Origin of the sequence: Pseudarthrobacter phenanthrenivorans (assembly GCF_000813845.1) — a bacterium.
Taxonomy (GTDB): Bacteria; Actinomycetota; Actinomycetes; order Actinomycetales; family Micrococcaceae; genus Arthrobacter; species Arthrobacter phenanthrenivorans_B.
Genome location: NZ_JWTB01000048.1, coordinates 19,332 through 39,458 on the forward strand (window position 1 = coordinate 19,332; position 20,127 = coordinate 39,458).

The 20,127-nt window shown below is 65.5% G+C and carries 19 protein-coding genes and 1 tRNA gene; 13 read left to right on the forward strand and 7 right to left on the reverse strand.

Annotation, left to right across the window (positions count from 1 at the left end; all coding sequences use genetic code 11):
• Positions 1-26: 26 nt before the first annotated feature.
• The 4 genes from RM50_RS19420 to RM50_RS19435 form a co-directional block, all read right to left on the reverse strand.
• Positions 27-1,052 (reverse strand): ATP-dependent 6-phosphofructokinase, encoded by a 1,026-nt coding sequence (locus tag RM50_RS19420; protein WP_043456054.1) that lies wholly within the window; start codon positions 1,050-1,052, stop codon positions 27-29.
• A gap of 202 nt (positions 1,053-1,254) precedes the next feature.
• On the reverse strand, positions 1,255-1,512 hold the full coding sequence (locus RM50_RS19425; protein ID WP_043456056.1) for a PspC domain-containing protein: 258 nt from the start codon (positions 1,510-1,512) through the stop codon (positions 1,255-1,257).
• A gap of 3 nt (positions 1,513-1,515) precedes the next feature.
• Positions 1,516-1,773 (reverse strand): hypothetical protein, encoded by a 258-nt coding sequence (locus tag RM50_RS19430; RefSeq protein ID WP_043456057.1) that lies wholly within the window; start codon positions 1,771-1,773, stop codon positions 1,516-1,518.
• A gap of 1 nt (position 1,774) precedes the next feature.
• A complete protein-coding gene (locus RM50_RS19435) occupies positions 1,775-3,364 on the reverse strand; it encodes a PspC domain-containing protein (protein ID WP_043456058.1) in 1,590 nt (529 codons plus the stop codon).
• Between the two features lie 125 nt (positions 3,365-3,489).
• Between RM50_RS19435 and RM50_RS19440 the strand changes: the two genes are divergently transcribed.
• A complete protein-coding gene (locus RM50_RS19440; protein ID WP_043456059.1) occupies positions 3,490-4,857 on the forward strand; it encodes an ATP-binding protein in 1,368 nt (455 codons plus the stop codon).
• Positions 4,854-5,543, forward strand: a complete 690-nt coding sequence (locus RM50_RS19445; protein WP_052260409.1) for a LuxR C-terminal-related transcriptional regulator — start codon at positions 4,854-4,856, stop codon at positions 5,541-5,543. Before RM50_RS19440 ends, RM50_RS19445 begins: the two co-directional genes overlap by 4 nt.
• Before the next feature lie 122 nt (positions 5,544-5,665).
• On the opposite strand, the gene RM50_RS19450 is transcribed toward RM50_RS19445, so the two are convergent.
• A complete protein-coding gene (locus RM50_RS19450) occupies positions 5,666-6,883 on the reverse strand; it encodes a pyridoxal phosphate-dependent aminotransferase (protein ID WP_043456060.1) in 1,218 nt (405 codons plus the stop codon).
• A gap of 275 nt (positions 6,884-7,158) precedes the next feature.
• Between RM50_RS19450 and RM50_RS19455 the strand changes: the two genes are divergently transcribed.
• The 9 genes from RM50_RS19455 to rplL all read left to right on the forward strand — a co-directional run bounded on the left by RM50_RS19455 (position 7,159) and on the right by rplL (position 13,725).
• Positions 7,159-7,231 (forward strand) — tRNA-Trp (locus RM50_RS19455).
• An 82-nt stretch (positions 7,232-7,313) separates the two neighbouring features.
• A complete protein-coding gene (secE, locus tag RM50_RS19460) occupies positions 7,314-7,598 on the forward strand; it encodes a preprotein translocase subunit SecE (protein WP_043456061.1) in 285 nt (94 codons plus the stop codon).
• Positions 7,599-7,713: 115 nt separating this feature from the next.
• Positions 7,714-8,532 (forward strand): transcription termination/antitermination protein NusG, encoded by an 819-nt coding sequence (gene nusG, locus RM50_RS19465; protein WP_043456063.1) that lies wholly within the window; start codon positions 7,714-7,716, stop codon positions 8,530-8,532.
• A 128-nt stretch (positions 8,533-8,660) separates the two neighbouring features.
• Complete coding sequence (rplK, locus tag RM50_RS19470) at positions 8,661-9,092, forward strand: 50S ribosomal protein L11 (RefSeq protein ID WP_018760472.1); 432 nt, start codon at positions 8,661-8,663, stop codon at positions 9,090-9,092.
• Positions 9,093-9,270: 178 nt separating this feature from the next.
• A complete protein-coding gene (gene rplA / locus RM50_RS19475) occupies positions 9,271-9,978 on the forward strand; it encodes a 50S ribosomal protein L1 (protein ID WP_043456064.1) in 708 nt (235 codons plus the stop codon).
• Positions 9,979-10,268: 290 nt separating this feature from the next.
• Positions 10,269-11,252, forward strand: coding sequence for a GNAT family N-acetyltransferase (locus RM50_RS19480; RefSeq protein WP_240472021.1), 984 nt, complete (start codon positions 10,269-10,271; stop codon positions 11,250-11,252).
• 8 nt (positions 11,253-11,260) lie between these two features.
• Positions 11,261-12,379, forward strand: coding sequence for a GNAT family N-acetyltransferase (locus tag RM50_RS19485; RefSeq protein WP_043456068.1), 1,119 nt, complete (start codon positions 11,261-11,263; stop codon positions 12,377-12,379).
• Positions 12,380-12,688: 309 nt separating this feature from the next.
• Positions 12,689-13,270: a 50S ribosomal protein L10 gene (rplJ, locus tag RM50_RS19490; protein ID WP_018769122.1), complete on the forward strand. Its 582-nt coding sequence runs from the start codon at positions 12,689-12,691 to the stop codon at positions 13,268-13,270.
• A 77-nt stretch (positions 13,271-13,347) separates the two neighbouring features.
• The gene (gene rplL, locus RM50_RS19495; RefSeq protein WP_009358316.1) at positions 13,348-13,725 is read left to right on the forward strand and encodes a 50S ribosomal protein L7/L12; all 378 of its coding nucleotides are present in this window, start codon (positions 13,348-13,350) and stop codon (positions 13,723-13,725) included.
• 66 nt (positions 13,726-13,791) lie between these two features.
• On the opposite strand, the gene RM50_RS19500 is transcribed toward rplL, so the two are convergent.
• Together RM50_RS19500 and RM50_RS19505 are read right to left on the reverse strand one after the other, a co-directional pair.
• Entirely contained in the window at positions 13,792-14,292 is a 501-nt protein-coding gene (locus tag RM50_RS19500) for an aminoacyl-tRNA deacylase (protein ID WP_043456071.1), read from the reverse strand.
• Positions 14,292-15,491 carry an acetyl-CoA C-acetyltransferase gene (locus tag RM50_RS19505; RefSeq protein WP_043456096.1) on the reverse strand — a complete coding sequence of 400 codons (1,200 nt, stop codon included), beginning with the start codon at positions 15,489-15,491 and terminating at the stop codon, positions 14,292-14,294. The genes RM50_RS19500 and RM50_RS19505 overlap by 1 nt, the downstream gene beginning before the upstream one ends.
• A gap of 259 nt (positions 15,492-15,750) precedes the next feature.
• On the opposite strand from RM50_RS19505, the gene RM50_RS19510 reads away from it, so the two are divergent.
• Positions 15,751-16,269 carry a hypothetical protein gene (locus RM50_RS19510; protein WP_043456073.1) on the forward strand — a complete coding sequence of 173 codons (519 nt, stop codon included), beginning with the start codon at positions 15,751-15,753 and terminating at the stop codon, positions 16,267-16,269.
• A 320-nt stretch (positions 16,270-16,589) separates the two neighbouring features.
• Positions 16,590-20,099, forward strand: a complete 3,510-nt coding sequence (gene rpoB / locus RM50_RS19515; protein ID WP_043456075.1) for a DNA-directed RNA polymerase subunit beta — start codon at positions 16,590-16,592, stop codon at positions 20,097-20,099.
• The last annotated feature ends 28 nt before the right edge of the window (positions 20,100-20,127 follow it).

The window sequence follows — 20,127 nt, forward strand, 5'->3', positions numbered from 1 at the left end:
GTCCCAGCCTAGGGCGGCCCGCTGGCTTAGCCGAACAGGACCGCGGCTTCGTCGTACCGGTTTTGCGGCACGGTCTTCAGCTGGCCCAGCGCTTCCTCGAACGCCACGTGGCGGATGTCGGTGCCCTTCAGTGCCACCATGGTGCCCCAGTAGCCTTCCACCACCGAGTCGATGGCGGCCATGCCGAGCCGGGTCGCCAGGACCCGGTCGAAGGCGGACGGGACGCCGCCGCGCTGGATGTGGCCCAGGATCGTCGCCCGGGTTTCGATGCCGGTCCGTGCCTCGAGCTCGGGGGCCAGCTGGTCGGCGATCCCGCCCAGGCGGGGACGCCCGAACGTGTCCAGGCCGCGCTCGGAGTGCGGGGTCTCCATGTGCTCCGGGACGAAGCCTTCGGCCACTACCACCAGGGGCGCGCGGCCGCGGGCATGGGCTTCCTTCACCCACTCGGTGATCTGCTCGATGCTGACCTTCTGCTCCGGAATGAGGATGGCGTGCGCGCCGGCGGCCATCCCTGCGTGCAGGGCGATCCATCCAACGTGCCGGCCCATCACTTCGGCGATCATGCAGCGGTGGTGGGACTCACCCGTGGTGCGGAGCCGGTCGATGGCCTCGGTGGCAATCTGCACGGCGGTGTCGAAACCAAAGGTGTAGTCGGTGGCGTCGAGGTCGTTGTCCACGGTCTTCGGGACGCCCACGATCTTCAGGCCCGCATCCGTGAGCCGCTTGGCCGCGGCCAGGGTTCCCTCACCGCCGATGGCGATGATCGCGTCGATGCCCAGGCGGTCCATATGGGCCTTGATGGTTTCGGGGCCGCCGCCGTTTTCGAACGGGTTGGTGCGGGACGTGCCCAGGATGGTGCCACCCTGCTTGGCGATGCCGCGGACCATGGTGCGGGGGATGTCGATGATGTCGCCCTCCACCACGCCGCGCCAGCCGTCGCGGAAACCGACGAATTCCTGGCCGTGGATGGCGATGCCCTTCAACACGGCGCCGCGGATCACGGCGTTCAATCCGGGGCAGTCGCCACCGCTGGTGAGGATTCCAATTTTCATGTTCGGCTCAAATCCTAGAAGAAGGTTTACAGGCAGAGCGCCACGCTGAGCTCACCTAGAAGTGTAGTGGGGTGTGTGGGGTACGACACAAACCGGTTACATGCATGTGCCGGAACCAGTGGGAGCATAGGCAAGCAAAAGCCCCCGTCCGGTGAACGGATTCACTGGCGGGGGCTGTGGCCGGTAAGGGGATGAAGGCCGGTCAGGGCCGGTTGATGGAGCGCCGGTCCAGGAAGGTCTGGAGCACGATGTCGTTGCGCTGGTCCGGAAGGATCACCCAGGCCAGGACGTAGAAAACGAAAGCCGGGCCCGGCAGCAGGGCGAAGAGCAGGAAGGCGATACGGACAAAGGCAATGTCCACATTGAGCTTGGCGGCAATGCCGCCGCAGACTCCGCCAAGCCACCGCTCCGGGCCGCGCTTCAGGCCGAGGCCCCTGACGATGCTGAAGAACTTATCCATGGTTCAAGACTTCCCTGTCGTTGGTTCGTTGTCACGTTTCCGGGCCGAGAGCAGGCCGCCCACCACCAGGGCGACGCCCGCGCCGATCATGAGCCCGATCAGCACGTAGGTGCCGTTGAGGGTGACGATGCCCAGCTGCGCCACGATGATCAGGGCCGACAGCGCCAGCACGATCAGTCCCCAGACCACCGTTCCCACCCTGGCAGGTGCCGGGCCCAGGCTGTCCTGGCCCGCCGTCGTCGGGATGTTGCTGCTGTCCATGTCAGTTGCCTTCCTGGATGGTGACGTTGCTGAAGGTGCCGTCGATTTGGACCACCAGATGGTTGCCTGGTTTGTCCGTGTTGTAGGTGCTTTCACGCGTGGTGGTGCCGCCACGCTGGCCGCTGGCCTCGTTCAGGTTCCCCATGGTCATGTCCGCCTTGATGTCCACGGGCACGTTCTGCGGGATCACCACCGTCACGTTGCTGGCGGTGATGTCCAGGGGGACCACGACGTCGGAGGTCAGGGGGGCGCCAGGGGAAAGGTCCGTGAGGTCCACGGTTCCCCGGCCCGCGGTGATGTCGATGCCGCCACGGGCTTCCTCGATGCTGGCCGGGTTCCAATCCACCTGCTGGAAACGCATCCGGCCGTCATCCAGGGTGTTGTAGATGCCGCCGGTGATCAGGGCGATGACCGCGAACAGGCTCAGGATGCCCGAGGTCCGGCCGCGGAGCCCGGCTGCCAGGATGCCCAGGCCGAGGACCGCTGCCGCGCTGGCCCACACAATGGCATTGCCGGAGCCGCCCAGGTCGATGATGTTCGAGGCGTCGAGGGCCTTGAGTCCGCCGCCCACCAGCAGGGCAGAGCCGGTGGCGATGGCAACGGCAGGGGCGCCGGGGCCGGCCGGATGCGGCTTTGGCGGCTTCGGCGGGACCCAGGGTGCCGGGTAGCCGCCGGTACCGGGGACCCCGCCACCTGTACCTGTTCCGCCTGACCCCGCGCCACCGGCCGGGTAGCCGGGTTGGCCGTAGGTCCCGGCTCCGGGAACTACGGGTGCGCTGCCGTATGGGGGTGCCGGCGGGAACTCCGCCGTGCGCCCGGACGTGGTGCCCGTGGAGAAGGACGGCGTGGGAACGCCGGACCGGGCGGCCGGGTAGGCAGTGCCGGACGCGGATGCATGGCCGGCGGCCGTGGGGTGGGCCTTGTTGCGCTGGGAAAGGTAGTAGACCAGGAAGATGGCGCCGCCTACCCAGAAAAGGGTCCAGAGCAGGCCGCTGAGGCCGTTATGGCTCCAGCCCCAGTAGCCTCCACCCAGGCCGGTGAGTCCAAGGACCGTGGCAATCAGGGAACCGGTCATGCCGCTGGACCAGCGGCCCGCGCCGGCTTCCTGGACGTGGATCCTGCCGTCCGGCTCCGGAAGGAAGGCCCAGGCCAGGCCGTACAGCAGCACTCCGATGCCGGCCAGGAGGGTCAGGACCACCGCGGCGCCGCGGATGATAATGGGGTCAACATTGAGGCGGTGGGCGATTCCGCTGCAGACGCCGCCGATCCACCGGTCGTTCCCCCGGAAGATGCCGTGGCTGCGGATCCAGCCGAAGAAGTCCGTGGAAGGTGACGGTGCCTGGCGGCCCTGGAAGGCATGACTGCCGGCGGTGCCACCAGGCTGGCCGCCCGTTTCCGCGCCGGGACCGAACGCCGAATCAGCGGGCGGTGCACCGGCGCTGGTTGAACCAGTGGAGGTTGAACCACTGGGGTTTGAACCACTGGAGGTTGAACCGGCGGACGGCAGCGGTTCGGTGGGCTGTCCGCTGTCCGGGCCCGGTACGGGCCCTGCAGGGTGTTCGTCGTCGGGGGAGGGGTTCTGCGAGTTCATACCTCGATCCTGCCGTTCGCGCCCGCCGGGGCTCTACTGGGGGAAACCCTGAACGGTCCCTGAGCTGTCCCCGGGAACGGCCGGGAAGCGGTCCGGGCAACCCTGATCCGTGTTTGGATTGGTTCATGACAACCCTCCCGGCGCGGCCGCCACTGGCGCGCAGCAGCGACCGCGTCATCGCCGGTGTCTGCTCTGGCCTGGCGGTACACCTTGGCTGGCCGGTGAAGAACGTCCGCCTGGCCATGGTCCTGGCCTCATTCGCCGGCGGGGCAGGGCTGGTGTTCTACGCCTGGCTTTGGATCATGGTGCCCACCGCTGACGAGGCTGCACGCCGCATTGCCCGCCGCCCGGCGTCGCCCATTGCCCCCGCCGTAAGCCAGCCCGGGCAGGTGCCGGCGCAGGCAATAGCGTCCGACGGCGGGACGTCCGCGGGTGCCGCCGGTTCCGTTCCGGGCGGCACGAACAGCACGGACGGTATGGGAAGTCCGGCCGGTGCGCCCTGGTTCAAGGTGCGCGGCATGCGATACGGCAAGGAAATCCTGCTCGGCGCCGGGCTCCTGCTGGTGGCCGGCATCATGATCGCCCAGATGCTGGGTGTGGACGTGTCCCTGGGGACGCTGATCCCCGCCGCAGCGGTCCTTGGTGGCGCCTCGATCGCGTGGATGCAGCTGGACGAAACCCGGCGGGCAGGGCTCGTGGACAAGACCAAAGCGGACCAAGCCGGCGGATGGGGCCGGCTGGCTGCCGGGCTGGCGTTGGTGGTTGCCGGCGTCCTGGTGATGGTGTCAGGCTCCGGCTCATGGGAACAGACCTGGCTGGCGCTGCTGGCGTCCGTCGCCGTCCTGGGTGGAGTGGTCCTGGTCCTGCTGCCGTGGGCCCTGAAGTTCTGGCGTGACCTGGAAGCGGAGCGTGCCGGCAGGATCCGGGAAACGGAGCGGGCAGAGATTGCAGCGCACCTCCATGACTCCGTGCTGCAGACCTTGGCGCTGATCCAGCGGCGTGCCGGCAACGAGCACGACGTGGTCCGGCTGGCCCGTGCCCAGGAACGCGAGCTGCGCGGCTGGCTGTTCCAGGACCCTGGCCGGGAAAGCGGACAGCTGTCGGACCGGATCAAGGGCGTCGCGGCCGAGGTGGAAGACCTGCTGGGCAATGCCGTGGAAGTGGTTACCGTTGGTGACGCCACCATGACCGAGGCGCACGAGGCCTTGGTCCAGGCCGGCCGGGAGGCCATGCTCAACGCCTCCCGGCATGGCGGCGGAACGGTCTCGGTCTATCTTGAGGCCTCGGACGGGCAGGTCGAAATCTTCATCAAAGACAGGGGGCCCGGGTTCGACCTGGGTGACGTGCCCGCAGACCGGCTGGGCGTCCGGGAGTCGATTATCGGCAGGATGAAACGGCACGGCGGATCGGCCGCCATCCTCAGCACCGGCGATGGTACCGAGGTGCGGCTCAGGCTGCCGGCGGCAGCAGAACATGCGGAAGGGAAATCATGAACACGACCCAGGGGACAGGTGTGGGAAACGCGGGCCGGCCCGGAACAGTGCGGGTGGTCATTGTGGATGACCACGCCATTTTCCGGTCCGGGCTGAAAGCCGACCTGGACGCCAGCATCCAGGTGGTGGGGGAGGCGGCCACCGTGGAACAGGCCATCGCGGCCATCGCCCAACAGCGGCCCGATGTGGTGCTCCTCGATGTACACCTGCCCGGCGGCCTGGGCGGCGGCGGACGGGAAGTCATCGCCGGCTCCGCTGCGCTCCTGCCCACCACCCGCTTCCTGGCCCTCAGCGTGTCGGACGCAGCGGAGGACGTGGTGGCAGTGATCCGCGCCGGCGCCCGGGGCTACGTCACCAAGACCATCTCCGGGGCCGAAATCACCGATGCCGTGCACAGGGTGGCAGGCGGGGACGCTGTCTTCTCTCCGCGCCTGGCCGGGTTCGTCCTGGACGCCTTCGGAACCGCTCCGGCGGACATCGCCGACGACGAACTGGACAAGCTCTCCGCCCGCGAACTGGAGGTCATGCGGCTGATCGCCCGCGGCTACAGCTACAAGGAGGTGGCCAGGGAGCTTTTCATCAGCATCAAGACGGTGGAAACCCACGTCTCCGCCGTGCTGCGGAAGCTCCAGCTCTCCAGCCGGCACGAACTCACCAAGTGGGCTGCAGAACGCCGCCTCCTCTAGACGCCCCATCAGATCCTGACCTGAAATCTCCAACGCCCCATCACCTTTCGGGCCTTAAACCGGAACGCCCCATCACTAACTGATGGGGCGTTCCGGTTTTTCCTGCGAAAGGTGATGGGGCGTTACTGGGCCTTGCCCAGGAAGTCCTGCAGGCGCTGGACGCCGGTGGCCAGGTCGTCGTCGCCCAGGGCGTAGGAGAGGCGTACGAAGCCTGACGGGCCGAATGCCTCGCCCGGGACCACAGCCACCTCTACCTCGTCCAGGATCAGGGCCGCCAGCTCAGCCGAGGTCTGCGGCGTGGCGGTGCCGGACGCCGTCGGGAATTCCTTGCCCAGCAGCCCGCGCACGTCCGCATACACGTAGAAGGCACCCTTCGGCGTCGGGCATTCCACTCCGTCGATCGCGTTCAGCCCGGCAACAATGGCCTTGCGGCGGCGGTCGAAGGCCACCTTCATCTCGTCCACGGCCGTCAGGGGGCCGGACACTGCGGCGAGGGCGGCCACCTGCATGATGTTGGAGACGTTGGAGGTGGCGTGCGACTGCAGGTTGGTGGCGGCCTTGATGACGTCGGAGGGGCCGATCATCCAGCCCACGCGCCAGCCGGTCATGGCGTAGGTCTTGGCAACTCCGTTCAGGATGACCACCTTGTCGCCGAGTTCGGGGGCGGCGGTGGCGATGGAGGTGAACGGCACGCCGTCGTAGGTCAGGTGCTCGTAGATCTCGTCGGTGACCACCCACAAGCCCTTTGCAGCAGCCCACTTGCCGATCTCCGCCACCTGTTCGGGCGAGTACACGGCGCCGGTGGGGTTCGACGGCGAAACGAACAGCAGGATCTTGGTCCGGTCCGTCACTGCTGCTTCGAGCTGTTCAACGGTGACCAGGTAATCCTGTTCGGGCCCGGCGAAAACCTCCACGGGAACACCGCCGGCCAGCCGGATGGCTTCCGGGTAGGTGGTCCAGAACGGTGTGGGGACGATGACCTCGTCGCCCGGGTCCACCAGGGTGGCGAAGGTGTTGTAGACCGCCTGCTTGCCGCCGTTGGTCACCAGCACCTGGGCGGGGTCCACCTGGTAGCCGGAATCGCGCAGGGTCTTCTCGGCGATGGCCTTCTTCAGCTCGGGAAGGCCGCCCGCGGGGGAGTACCGGTGGTACTTGGGCTGGCCTGCGGCTTCGATGGCGGCCTGGACGATGTAGCCCGGAGTGGGAAAGTCGGGCTCGCCCGCGCCGAAGCCAATAACGGGCCGGCCAGCTGCCTTCAGCGCCTTGGCCTTGGCATCGACGGCCAGGGTTGCGGATTCGGCAATTGCGGAAATGCGTTGGGAAACGCGGGCGGCAGACATGGCAGGTCCGTTCTTCGCTTGCAGCCGGGAGGCTGGAATGTGGGATTCGACGAGTTCTACTCTATGCTGTTCACCGGACCCACCGGGGTGCCGGTTTTGATTTATGACTGCCCTGCGCAGCACGTTTCAGGCCGGGCTGCGGTTGGGCCGGGCGGGCCGGTTTTACCTACGGGAAGTTCTTGCGTAGACTGGTTCACCGGTGTTGAAACACGGATGATGGCGTGCGCCCCAGCTCAAACTGGCGGCCGGTCGTCAAAGAGTGGAATTCACTCCATAGGGTAGTGGCGCAATTGGTAGCGCAGCGGTCTCCAAAACCGCAGGTTGCAGGTTCGAGTCCTGTCTGCCCTGCGCAAGCTGTTCCGGGCGAAAGCCCGGAACAGGCGCAGCAACCATGGTTCTGATCAGGGCCGGGTAATCCACCATTGCAAAGATGAGCGAGGACCAGGTGACCGAAACAGCTGCCAGCAGCTCCAAGGGCCGCCCAGCTAAGAAGGAAGCCAAGGCAAACTTCTTCGCCCGCATCGCACTCTTTGTCCGCCAGATCATCGGCGAACTGAAGAAGGTTGTTGCCCCCACCCGCAAGGAACTGATCAACTACACGCTCGTGGTGCTGGTTTTCGTGGCCATCATGATGGTCATCGTCAGCCTGCTGGACATTGGTTTCGGAACCGCTGTCGGCTGGATCTTCGGCGGGACCGGCCCCACGGACAGCTAAGGCTGCACGGTCCGCAGGCCGCGTGCTCCGCCCGGGGAACCGGAAGGGAAAGCGCGGCGTGCGGAATTGAGCCATTTAAATAGGCATGTTAGGCAATGAGGAAGCAGGAGACCAAGTGTCTGAGCAGGAGCTCGAGGTAACCGAGACTGGGCTGGAAGAATCCCCGGACGTCGCGGCAGAAGCCGGTGCGGAGTCCGAGGTGGAGTCCTCCACGCCCGAATCCGATGACGCCGCCTCCGACGTTGCAGAGGCAGCCGACGCCGACTCTTCGGATGCCGACGGCGAAGAAGGGTCCGACGACGCCCTTGCCGCCGCAGCAGCCACCGCCGCCGCGGACCCCGCTGAGGAGTTCAAGGCCAAGCTGCGCCGCCAGGAAGGTGACTGGTACGTCATCCACTCCTACGCCGGCTACGAAAACCGCGTAAAGGCCAACCTTGAAACCCGCATCCAGACCCTGGACATGGAAGATTACATCTTCGAGATCCAGGTGCCCATGGAGGAAGTCGTGGAGATCAAGAACGCCCAGCGCAAGGTGATCAACCGCGTCCGCATCCCCGGCTACGTCCTGGTCCGCATGGACCTGACCGACGCGTCCTGGGGCGCCGTCCGCCACACCCCCGGTGTCACCGGCTTCGTGGGCAACGCCCACAACCCGGTCCCGCTGCGCCTGGACGAGGTCTTCTCCATGCTCGCCCCTGTCTTCGAAGAAGAGCAGGCCGAGAAGGGCAAGCCGGTCAACAAGCAGAACCAGGCTCCCGTGGCCGTGGACTTCGAAGTTGGCGAGTCGGTCATCGTCAAGGAAGGTCCGTTCGAGACCCTCCCGGCCACGATCTCCGAGATCAAGCCCGAGTCCCAGACCCTCGTGGTGCTGGTCTCCATCTTCGAGCGCGAAACGCCCGTCACCCTGGCGTTCAACCAGGTCACCAAGATCTGACAACCCAAGATTTCGTCCCGGCGCCGCCCGCTTAGCGGCACCGGAACGGCCGGCCGCCTCGCCATGGCGGCCAAAAACCTGAGGCACGCTCCTGTGCCCCAGGACGTTATTGAGAGAAGGACCCTACATTGGCTCCCAAGAAGAAGGTCACCGGCCTCATCAAGCTGCAGATCCAGGCAGGTGCCGCCAACCCGGCCCCGCCGATCGGTCCTGCGCTTGGCCAGCACGGTGTCAACATCATGGAATTCTGCAAGGCGTACAACGCTGCGACGGAAGCCCAGCGCGGAAACGTCATCCCCGTGGAAATCACGGTCTACGAGGACCGTTCCTTCACGTTCATCACCAAGACCCCGCCGGCTGCAGAGCTCATCAAGAAGGCTGCAGGCGTTGCCAAGGGTTCATCCACACCGCACACCGTCAAGGTTGCCAAGCTGACCCAGGCCCAGGTCAACGAGATCGCCTCCACGAAGATGGAAGACCTCAACGCCACCAGCCTCGAAGGCGCAGCCAAGATCATCGCCGGCACCGCCCGCTCCATGGGTATCACCGTCGAGGGCTAACCACCCCCACCGCTGTCCGGCGTCAGGGCAATTGACGACGACGGGCCGCACCGCCGGGATACCGGCACCAAAAAACTGAAATGTTGGCCATCCGGGCCGGATAACGAACCGGGTCGCCGACTGTGGCAGGGCCCAGCGCGGTCCGCAGACCACAACTGCACAAGGAGAAATAAGCAGCATGGCAAAGCGCAGCAAAGCATATGAGGCAGCAGCCGCCAAGATCGATGCAACCAAGCACTACGCACCGTTCGAGGCAGTAACGCTGGCCAAGGACACCAACCCGTCCAAGTTCGACGCCACCGTTGAGGTCGCATTCCGCCTCGGCGTCGACCCCCGCAAGGCTGACCAGATGGTCCGCGGCACCGTCAACCTGCCCCACGGCACCGGTAAGACTGCCCGCGTCCTGGTCTTCGCCACGGGTGACAAGGCTGAAGCCGCTATCGCAGCCGGCGCCGACTTCGTTGGTTCCGACGACCTGATCGAGAAGATCGCCGGCGGCTGGACCGACTTCGACGCCGCCGTTGCCACCCCTGACCTCATGGGCAAGGTTGGCCGCCTCGGTAAGGTCCTGGGCCCGCGTAACCTGATGCCGAACCCGAAGACGGGCACCGTGACCCCCGACGTCACCAAGGCCGTCAACGACATCAAGGGTGGAAAGATCGACTTCCGCGTCGACAAGCACTCCAACCTGCACTTCATCATCGGCAAGGTTTCCTTCGACGCCGTGAAGCTGGCCGAGAACTACGCCGCCGCCCTGGAAGAGGTCCTGCGCCTCAAGCCGTCCGCAGCAAAGGGCCGCTACATCCAGAAGGCCACCGTGGCCACCACGTTCGGCCCGGGCATCTCCGTTGACCCCAACGTCACCAAGGTGCTCACCGAGGCGTAGTCCCCGCTAGGTGTTCCTGCCCGGATTGATTCCGGAGCGACCCAAGACCGCCCCCGACGCTTATGCGCCGGGGGCGGTCTTCTTTTGTGCCCGCACACTGTGCCTAAGCTGGCCCCATGGACCAGCCCGTGCCAACCGGCCCCCTGCCCGCCCGGCCGCATCCTGATGTGGTGATAGCCGCCGTCGGCGTTCCACCGCGGGGCGTCTACGCCGGTCGGGACGGATCAGGTCCGGCCGCTGGGCCGTTTGCGGACTTCTTTGCGTGCCAGGCCATGCAGGAGGCCCACGCAATGGCTGTGTGGGGGAGCCTGGAGCGGTGCCCCACACTGGCCGAGGCGCTGGAATACTGGCACGGCAACCGATACGAGGAACGGCAGTTGTTCCTTGCCAGGGCCGGCCTGGAAGCAGTGGGACTGTGTTCGGTCACGCTGCCCCTGCGCGAGAACCGTGCCACGGCCGGGATCGACATCCTGGTGGACCCGCGCTGGCGGCGAAGGGGAGTGGGGCGGGCGCTGCTGGATCAGGCGGAAGCCGTGGCCAGGAAGCATGGTCGTACGTCGCTTGATGGCTTCCATGAACTGCCCCTCGACGCCGTCCCGCCAGGAACCCGCATGGTTGCCGCGAAGTCCGGGGCGGGGGCGCTGCCTGCGGACGATCCGGCAACTGCGTTTGCCTTGGCCCACGGATATGAGCTTGAGCAGGTGGAACGCTCCAGCCGGCTCACGCTGCCCGTGCCCGGCCAATTGCTGGAGCGGCTGGAGGCCGATGCGTGCCGGTACGCCGGGGACTACGTCCTGACGGCATGGGACGCCTACTGCCCGGACGGCCTTCTTGCAGGCTACGCAGCCCTGAGGGTGAGGATGAGTACGGACGCGCCCACCGCCGGCATGGACTGGGAGCGTGAGGACTGGGACGCCGGACGGGTCCGTGGGGACGAGCAGGAACTGGTCTGCGGCGGAGTCGAGTCATCGGTGGCCGCCGCCCTGCACCGCGCCACGGGTGAGCTGGCCGCCTACACCGTCCTTACCTGGCGCGCGCAAGTGCCCGAATCGGTCATCCAGCAGGACACGCTGGTGGCAGCCGAACACCGCGGCCACCGCCTGGGCATGTTGGTGAAGACAGCCAACCTGCGCCGGGTATCGGAAAAGTGGCCCGCCGCGCGCTCGGTCCTGACATGGAACGCCAGCGAAAACCAGCATATGCTGGCGATAAATACCGCACTTGGATTCAAGCCCGCTGGCTATGAAGGTGAGTGGCAGAAACGGCTGGGATGATGCCCCGTATGGCAAAAGACGTGAAGATCGAGCAGCTATGGATCCCCGACTCACTGGACACCCCCGACGCAGCGGACTTCCTCGCCGCCGTCGAAGTGGGCCGCAAAGTCCGCATGGCCACGTGGGGCAGTGACGACCTCGCTTATGGCCCGATGGAAAAGCTCCTCGAATTCGCGGACCCCTATGAACGGCAGCTCATCCTGGTGGCCAAGGTGGACGGCGAAATCATCGGAACGGTGGACATTGCGCTGCCCCTGACGGACCACCTGGACCTCGCCGAGCTCACGCTGGACATCCTGCCCGAGTTCCAGCGCCAGGGCGTGGGGCGGCGGCTGCTCGAGGCCGCCGAACAGCTGGCCCGCGGTGAAGGCCGGAGCATGATCCTGGTGGATACGAACCATCCCGGTGCGTCGCTGCATGAATTTGAACAGGCGCAGCTGGTGCCCGGCTCCGGCCAGGGATTCGTGCCGCTGGAGAGCCGCGAAGTTGAGTTCGCCCAGAAGACCGGATACACGCTCCAGCACATCGAACAGTTCAGCTCCTGCCTCCTGCCCCTGGACACCAAACTGGTGGCCGACCTCCAGGCTGAAGCGGAGGAGGCCAACAACGGCCGGTACCGGCTCCACCACTGGACGGACCGCTGCCCGGACCGCTGGCTGGAGGCCGTGGCGGTCCTGGAAAACCAGGCGGGCGCTGACGTCGATCCGTCACTGGATCCGCCCATCGAGCAGTTCATGGTGTTCGACGGCGGCATCCTCCGGGAGGCCGAAGACGTCGCCATCGCGCAAGGCCGCAGGACCGTGGTCACCGCCGTCGAGCACATCGCCTCCGGTTCGCTGGTGGGGCTGACGACCATCACCGTGCTGGCGCACCGCGCCGACGTCGTCTTCCAGGACGACACCCTGGTCCTGCAGGAGCACCGGGGCAACAAGCTGGGGCTGCTGATCAAGGTGGCCAACATGGTCCGGCTCAGCGAGCAGTTCCCGGACGCGCGGATCATCTATACGTGGAACGCGCCGGAAAACCGGTACCTCCTGACGGTCAACAGGCAGCTCGGATTCCAGACCGCCGGGGTCACCGGGATTTGGCAGAAGGAGCTTCCCACGCTGCATACCAGCACCAGCTGAGGCCGCCGGCCGGGGCCCGATTTGGCGGACGGGCAAAGCCTCCCGTAAGCTTGAACTACCAAAGACCGTCGGTTGTTGGAAATCCACTCTCCTGAACATGGCTCAACTCTGCAGTTGTGCTCCGGGGACCACAGTGGCTTTCCGGACGAAGGACCCTCAACGCAGGGCGGCCGGCGCAGGTGAACGAAGCAAAGCTCCGCGGTTGAACCGTGTTGAGCCAAGCCCCGTGCATCTGCGCGGGGCGTTTTTAGTTTTAGCTCTCTTGAGCGGGGACCGTCGAATACCGGCACTATCCCCGGAAGGAGGGTTATGGCAACGCCTACCAAGGTTTCAGCAGTAGCTGAGATCACTAACGATTTCAAGGAATCGAACGCCGCTGTCCTGACCGAATACCGCGGGCTCACCGTTGCACAGCTCAAGCAGCTGCGTGTTTCTCTCGGCCAGGACACCAAGTTCGCGGTCGTCAAGAACACCCTGACCGCCATTGCAGCCAAGGAAGCCGGCGTCGAAGCATTCGACGGCCAGCTTGCCGGCCCCACTGCAATCGCGTTCATCAAGGGTGACGCAGTTGCCGCTGCCAAGAGCCTGACGGATTTTGCCAAGGCCAACAAGCAGCTGGTCATCAAGACCGGTTACTTCGAGGGCAAGGCGCTGGACGCCACCGAGGTTGCCGCACTGGCTGCCCTCGAGTCCCGTGAGCTGCAGCTCGCCAAGGTTGCAGGCGTCCTCAAGGCACCTGCCGCCGCTGCTGCACGCATCATCGACGCACTGCGCCTCAAGCTTGAAGAAGAGAACGGTGCACCGGCAGCTGCCGAAGCGCCCGCCGCTGAAGAAGCCCCTGCCGCTGAAGCTGAAGCTGCCGCTGAAGCTCCCGCTGCCGAAGAGAACTAATTCTCTTACCCCCACCAGACTTCGGTTCCGGTACGGCCCCGCGCCGTACGGACACCACAACAGGAAGGACGCCTACCATGGCGAAGCTCAGCAACGAAGAGCTCATTGAAGCTTTCAAGGAACTGACCATCATCGAGCTCTCCGAGTTCGTCAAGCTCTTCGAAGAGACCTTCGAAGTTACCGCTGCTGCTGTAGCTGTTGCCGGCCCCGCTGCCGGTGGCGCTGCTGAAGAGGCTGAAGAGAAGACTGACTTCGACGTCATCCTCGAAGCTGCCGGCGACAAGAAGATCGCAGTCATCAAGGAAGTTCGCGCCATCACCTCCCTCGGCCTCAAGGAAGCCAAGGACCTGGTTGACGGTGCCCCCAAGGCTGTCCTCGAAGGCGCCAACAAGGAAGCTGCCGAGAAGGCCAAGGAGCAGCTCGAGGCTGCAGGCGCTACCGTTACCCTCAAGTAACAACGCCTTTTCCCGGGAAACCCCGTCCACTCCGGTGGGCGGGGTTTCCTGCTTTAAGCCAACTGCCTACCCGGTCGGGTCGCTGATATCAGCCACCACCGCGTCCAGGGCTTCGGTCAGGGCATCGGCGTCAACGAACGCACTGTAGCCGTGGGCACCGGCGCCCATGGAGATCCGGCGCCCGGTGATGGTGGCATCCGCATAGACCGGCCAGGAGCCGGTGCTCCCCAGCGGGGTGATGGTGCCCCGCTCGTAGCCGGTGGCCTCCAGGGCCACGTCGGCCGGAGGCAGAGAGAGTTTGTTTACGCCCACCAGGGCCCGGAGTTTGGGCCAAGAGATCTGCCGGTCGCCCGGGATCAAGGCGAACAGGAACGTGCCGTCCTTGTGCTTGACCACCAGGGACTTCACGATGTCCGCCGGGGCGATTCCCAGGATCCCCGCTGCTTCCTCGAGGCTCTTCGCGGCAGGGCGTTCCACCACCTCCACCTGAAGCCCGCGGGCCGCGGCGTCGGCCAGGAATCGCTCCCGCCCGACGCCGTCCCTTCCGTTTCCGGTTTCGGCCGCCATCAGTCGCGGTACAGCAGGAGGGCTTCGCCCTGCCCGCCCCCGCCACACAGGGAGACCGCGGCCTTGCCGGTCCCGCGCCGCTTCAACTCGTGCGCGGCATGCGCGGCAAGGCGTGCGCCCGACGCCCCGATCGGGTGTCCCAGGGCAATGGCCCCGCCGTGGATGTTGCATTTCTCCAGCGGGTAGTCCAGGTCCTTCAGGGACTGCACGGCCACCGACCCGAAAGCCTCGTTGATCTCGATGAAGTCAAGGTCGGCGGTGCTCCAGCCAGCCTTGCCGAGGGCGTTCATGATCGCGTTGGACGGCTGGGAATGCAGGGAGTTGTCCGGCCCGGCCACCTGCCCGGGCTTTCCAACCACTGCCAGATAGTCCAGCCCGTGCTCCTCGGCATAGGCGCGGGAGGCGAGCACCAGCGCAGCGGCGCCGTCGGAAAGGGGAGAGGAGTTGCCGGCAGTGATGGTGCCGTCGGTCACGAACGCCGCCCGCAGCCCAGCCAGCGACTCAATCGAGGTATTGGGCCGGACGCCCTCATCGGCCGCCACCACCAGGGGATCGCCCTTGCGCTGCTTGACGCTGATGGGTGCGATCTCGCCGTCGAACGTTCCGTTCTTTGCCGCCAGCGCCGCCCGCTGGTGCGACTGCGCGGCCACGTTGTCCTGTGAGGTACGGTCGATGCCCAGCGTCAGGTTCCGGGTTTCGGTGGACAGGCCCATGGACTGTCCATCAAAGGCATCGGTCAGGCCGTCGTGCGCCGCAGCGTCCAACGCCTGGATGGAGCCATACGTCCAGCCCTGGCGTGATCCCGGGAGCAGGTGCGGTGCCCGGCTCATCGACTCCTGGCCGCCGGCCACCACCACGGCAGCTTCGCCGGCACGGATCATGCGGGCCGCGTCAATCACGGCGGTCAGGCCGGAGAGGCACACCTTGTTCACGGTCACGGCGGGGACATTCCAGCCGATGCCGGCGCCGATGGCGCTTTGCCGCGCAGGGTTCTGCCCGGCACCTGCCTGCAGCACCTGGCCCATGATCACGGCCTCAACGTCGGCGGCGTCGACGCCACTGCCGTCCAGGGCGGCCCTGATGGCGTGGGCACCCAGGTCCACGGCAGTGAGACTGGACAACTGGCCGTTGATCCGGCCCTGCGGAGTCCGCGCTGCCCCAAGGATGACAACGTCATTGCTGTCAGGAGAGTTGGCCATGGTTACCACTTTCAATCCGGTTCCGGTGTAAGCCACCAAGGCTATCGTGAGCCTGGTCACCCATCTATTCAAACGCCGGAACGCCTATGTGCATTCCTGTATTTTCCCCCCACGTGCAGCCTGCGGGGGAGAGGTCCCCATGGGCGCGGTGTGCACGTCGGCGGCGGCTTGCGTAGGGTGGACGGCGAGGCTTTGCAGGGGGGATGCTTTGCAGGGGGACAACCGGGTCCGAAAAGCCGGAACGGACGGAGTGACAACCATGAAGAATCCAGTGTCCGCGGCGTCCATCGCTGCCCTGGCCGCATTGGCGGGTTGCGCGCTTTCCGGTTGTTCGGTCTCCACTCCGGCTCCGGCGGAGTCTGCCCAGGCAACGGTCCCAGCCACTGCCCCAGCTGCAACTGCCCAGCCTGCAACTGCCCAGGCACGTGACAGCGCCCAGGCCCGTGCAGCGGACAGCCCCAGCTCCGCGGCCGGGGGCGGCATGGCAACCCGGGAGGCCTGTGAACTCTTCAACAAGCTCTTGGTCGATTACGCCGCTGTTCCACCCACCGATTCCAATGGTTACGAGGACGTGTACCTCAAGGCCCAGGACGCCAAGGACAGGGTTTCCGGCGATCTTCGGGGACTGTTTGCCTCGCTGGGCCTGCTGGCCATCGACCACTCCTCGGCGGCCGGGACCGGCGGCAAGCCTGCGAAGGAGTCCCAGGACGCGGTACGCGACGCCGTCTTTGCTAACTCGGCTGCCTGCACGGCCGAAGGGGTGACGCTTCGGCTCTAGGTGCCGAGCAGGGGAGTGCCGGGATGCCCACGCAGGCAGTCAAAAACAGTGCTTGCAATCCGGCGGGATGTGGGGTAGACACGTAGGATATTTTGCCGTATCGTAGATATTTGCGTCTTCCCTGTTTACCTTCAGCCTTCATATAGCGGTGGGCTTCGCCTGGCAGCTGGCAATCAACGTGCCCTAACAACGGTCACAGCATAGCCGGTCCAGGTCCCGGGTCATATAGCGGAACCGGATGGTAGCGCTGCGGAGTCACTCCGCAGGGTGCACAGCGGGGGAGATCTGAAAACGCCTGAAGGTCTGTGGAAGGATCCCTCTTGGTCGCCTCGAGCACCTCTAATAACGAAACCGCTAACACTGCCGACAGCACTGATGGTGCCACTCGCCGGCTCTCATTCGCAAAGATTCACGAACCCCTTGACGTTCCGAATCTGCTTGCCCTGCAGACGGACAGCTTTGACTGGCTGGTCGGCAATGAGCGCTGGCAGGCACGCGTGGCAAAGGCTGTCGAAGAAAACGATCTCAGCGTCGCCACCACGTCCGGCCTGTCGGACATCTTCGAAGAGATCTCCCCGATCGAGGACTTCCAGGGCACCATGTCCCTGAGCTTCTCCGATCCGGAGTTCGCTGACCCCAAGTACACCATGGCCGAGTGCAAGGACCGGGACGCCACGTACTCCGCTCCGCTGTACGTCAAGGCCGAGTTCATGAACAACAACACGGGCGAAATCAAGCAGCAGACCGTGTTCATGGGTGACTTCCCGCTGATGACCGAGAAGGGCACCTTCGTCGTCAACGGCACCGAGCGTGTCGTCGTCTCCCAGCTGGTCCGTTCCCCGGGCGCCTACTTCGAGCGCGCCGCTGACAAGACCAGCGACAAGGACATCTTCACCGCCAAGATCATCCCGTCCCGCGGTGCATGGTTCGAGCTCGAGATCGACAAGCGCGACCAGGTCGGTGTGCGCCTCGACCGCAAGCGCAAGCAGTCCGTCACCGTGCTGCTGAAGGCCCTTGGCTGGACCGAAGGCCAGATCCTCGAAGAGTTCGGCCAGTACGACTCCATGCGGGCAACCCTGGAGAAGGACGCCACCGAAACCCGCGAAGACGCCCTGCTGGACATCTACCGCAAGCTGCGTCCGGGCGAGCCGCCCACCGTCGAGGCTGCCCATTCCCTTCTGGACAACCTGTACTTTAACTCCAAGCGTTACGATCTGGCCAAGGTTGGCCGCTACAAGATCAACCGCAAGCTGGGCATCGACCGCTCCCTTGGCGACAAGGAAGCCTCCGTCCTGCACGTTGAAGACATCGTTGCAATGATCAAGTTCCTCGTCGCGCTGCACGCCGGCGAGAAGACCATCAAGGGCACCCGCGACGGCCAGGAAGTGGACCTGCGCGTCGAAATCGACGACATCGACCACTTCGGCAACCGCCGCATCCGCGCCGTCGGCGAGCTCATCGAGAACCAGGTCCGCACCGGCCTGTCCCGCATGGAGCGCGTTGTCCGCGAGCGTATGACCACCCAGGACGTCGAGGCCATCACGCCGCAGACCCTGATCAACATCCGCCCCGTGGTCGCCGCCATCAAGGAGTTCTTCGGAACTTCCCAGCTGTCGCAGTTCATGGACCAGAACAACCCGCTGTCGGGCCTGACCCACAAGCGCCGCCTGTCGGCCCTTGGCCCGGGTGGTCTGTCCCGTGACCGCGCCGGCATGGAAGTCCGTGACGTGCACCCGTCCCACTACGGACGTATGTGCCCCATCGAAACCCCTGAAGGCCCGAACATTGGCCTGATCGGTTCGCTGGCATCCTACGGACGCATCAACCCGTTCGGCTTCATCGAGACCCCGTACCGCCTGGTCAAGGACGGCGTCGTGTCCGACGACGTCCAGTACCTGACGGCCGATGACGAAGCTGAGGTGCTGATCGCCCAGGCCAACGCGCCGCTGGATGAGAACAACCGCTTCGCCGAGGCGACCGTCCTGGTCCGTGCCCGTGGTGGTGGAGGCGAGCCCGTCCTGGTTCCGGCCGAGGACGTTGAGTTCATGGACGTTTCCCCGCGCCAGATGGTGTCCGTGGCAACGGCCCTGATCCCGTTCCTCGAGCACGACGACGCCAACCGCGCACTCATGGGTGCCAACATGCAGCGCCAGGCCGTGCCGCTGGTCCGTTCCGAGGCCCCGTTCGTGGGCACCGGCATGGAACGTGCCGCAGCCGTTGACGCCGGCGACGTCGTCATCGCCAAGAAGGCCGGTGTGGTCACCGAGGTTTCGGCCGAACTCGTCATCATGCTCAACGACGACGGCACCGAGACCAACTACCGCATCAACAAGTTCGCCCGCTCCAACCAGGGCAACTGCTACAACCACCGCGTCCTGGTGAACGAAGGCCAGCGCCTGGAAGTTGGCGGCATCATCGCCGACGGCCCGGCAACGGACCAGGGTGAACTGGCACTGGGCAAGAACCTGCTCGTGGCATTCATGTCCTGGGAAGGCCACAACTTCGAGGACGCCATCATCCTCTCGCAGCGCATCGTTGCCGAGGACGTCCTTTCCTCCATCCACATCGAGGAACACGAGATCGATGCCCGCGACACCAAGCTTGGTGCCGAGGAAATCACCCGTGACATCCCCAACGTGTCCGAGGAAGTCCTGGCAGGCCTGGACGAGCGCGGCATCATCCACATCGGTGCCGAGGTTGAAGCCGGCGACATTCTGGTCGGAAAGGTCACCCCGAAGGGTGAAACCGAACTGACCCCGGAAGAGCGCCTGCTGCGCGCCATCTTCGGCGAGAAGTCCCGCGAAGTGCGCGACACCTCGCTGAAGGTGCCCCACGGCGAGTCCGGCACCGTCATCGGCGTCCGCGTCTTCGACCGCGACAACGACGACGAGCTGCCCCCGGGCGTGAACCAGCTGGTCCGCGTCTACGTGGCTGCCAAGCGCAAGATCACCGACGGCGACAAGCTCGCCGGCCGCCACGGCAACAAGGGTGTTATCTCCAAGATCCTCCCCGTTGAGGACATGCCCTTCCTTGCCGACGGCACCCCCGTTGACATCGTCCTGAACCCGCTGGGTGTTCCGGGCCGTATGAACGTGGGCCAGGTGCTCGAAACGCACCTCGGCTGGGTTGCCAAGACCGGTTGGAAGATCGAAGGCGAGCCCGAGTGGGTCAAGCAGCTGCCGAACCTGCCGCGCGAGAGTGGTCCCACCACTGTTGCCACGCCGGTGTTCGACGGCGCCCGCGAAGAGGAAATCACGGGCCTGCTCGACTCCACCAACGTGACCCGCGACGGCGACCGCCTGATCAACTCCTCCGGCAAGACCCGCCTGTTTGACGGCCGCTCCGGCGAGCCGTTCCCGGATCCGATCTCGGTCGGCTACATGTACATCCTGAAGCTCCACCACCTGGTGGACGACAAGATCCACGCACGCTCCACCGGTCCGTACTCCATGATCACGCAGCAGCCGCTGGGTGGTAAGGCACAGTTCGGTGGCCAGCGCTTCGGTGAAATGGAAGTGTGGGCGCTCGAAGCTTACGGCGCCGCCTACACGCTCCAGGAACTCCTCACGATCAAGTCTGACGACATCCACGGTCGTGTGAAGGTCTACGAAGCGATCGTCAAGGGCGAGAACATCCCCGAGCCGGGCGTTCCCGAATCCTTCAAGGTCTTGATCAAGGAAATGCAGTCGCTGTGCCTGAACGTGGAAGTTCTTTCCACGGACGGAACCACGATTGAAATGCGTGACTCTGATGACGCAGTCTTCACGGCTGCGGAGGAACTGGGTATCGATCTGTCCCGCGCAGAGCCCAGCTCCGTAGAAGAGGTCTAGAAGGCAAGCGTTCGACGGCGGGTGCGCA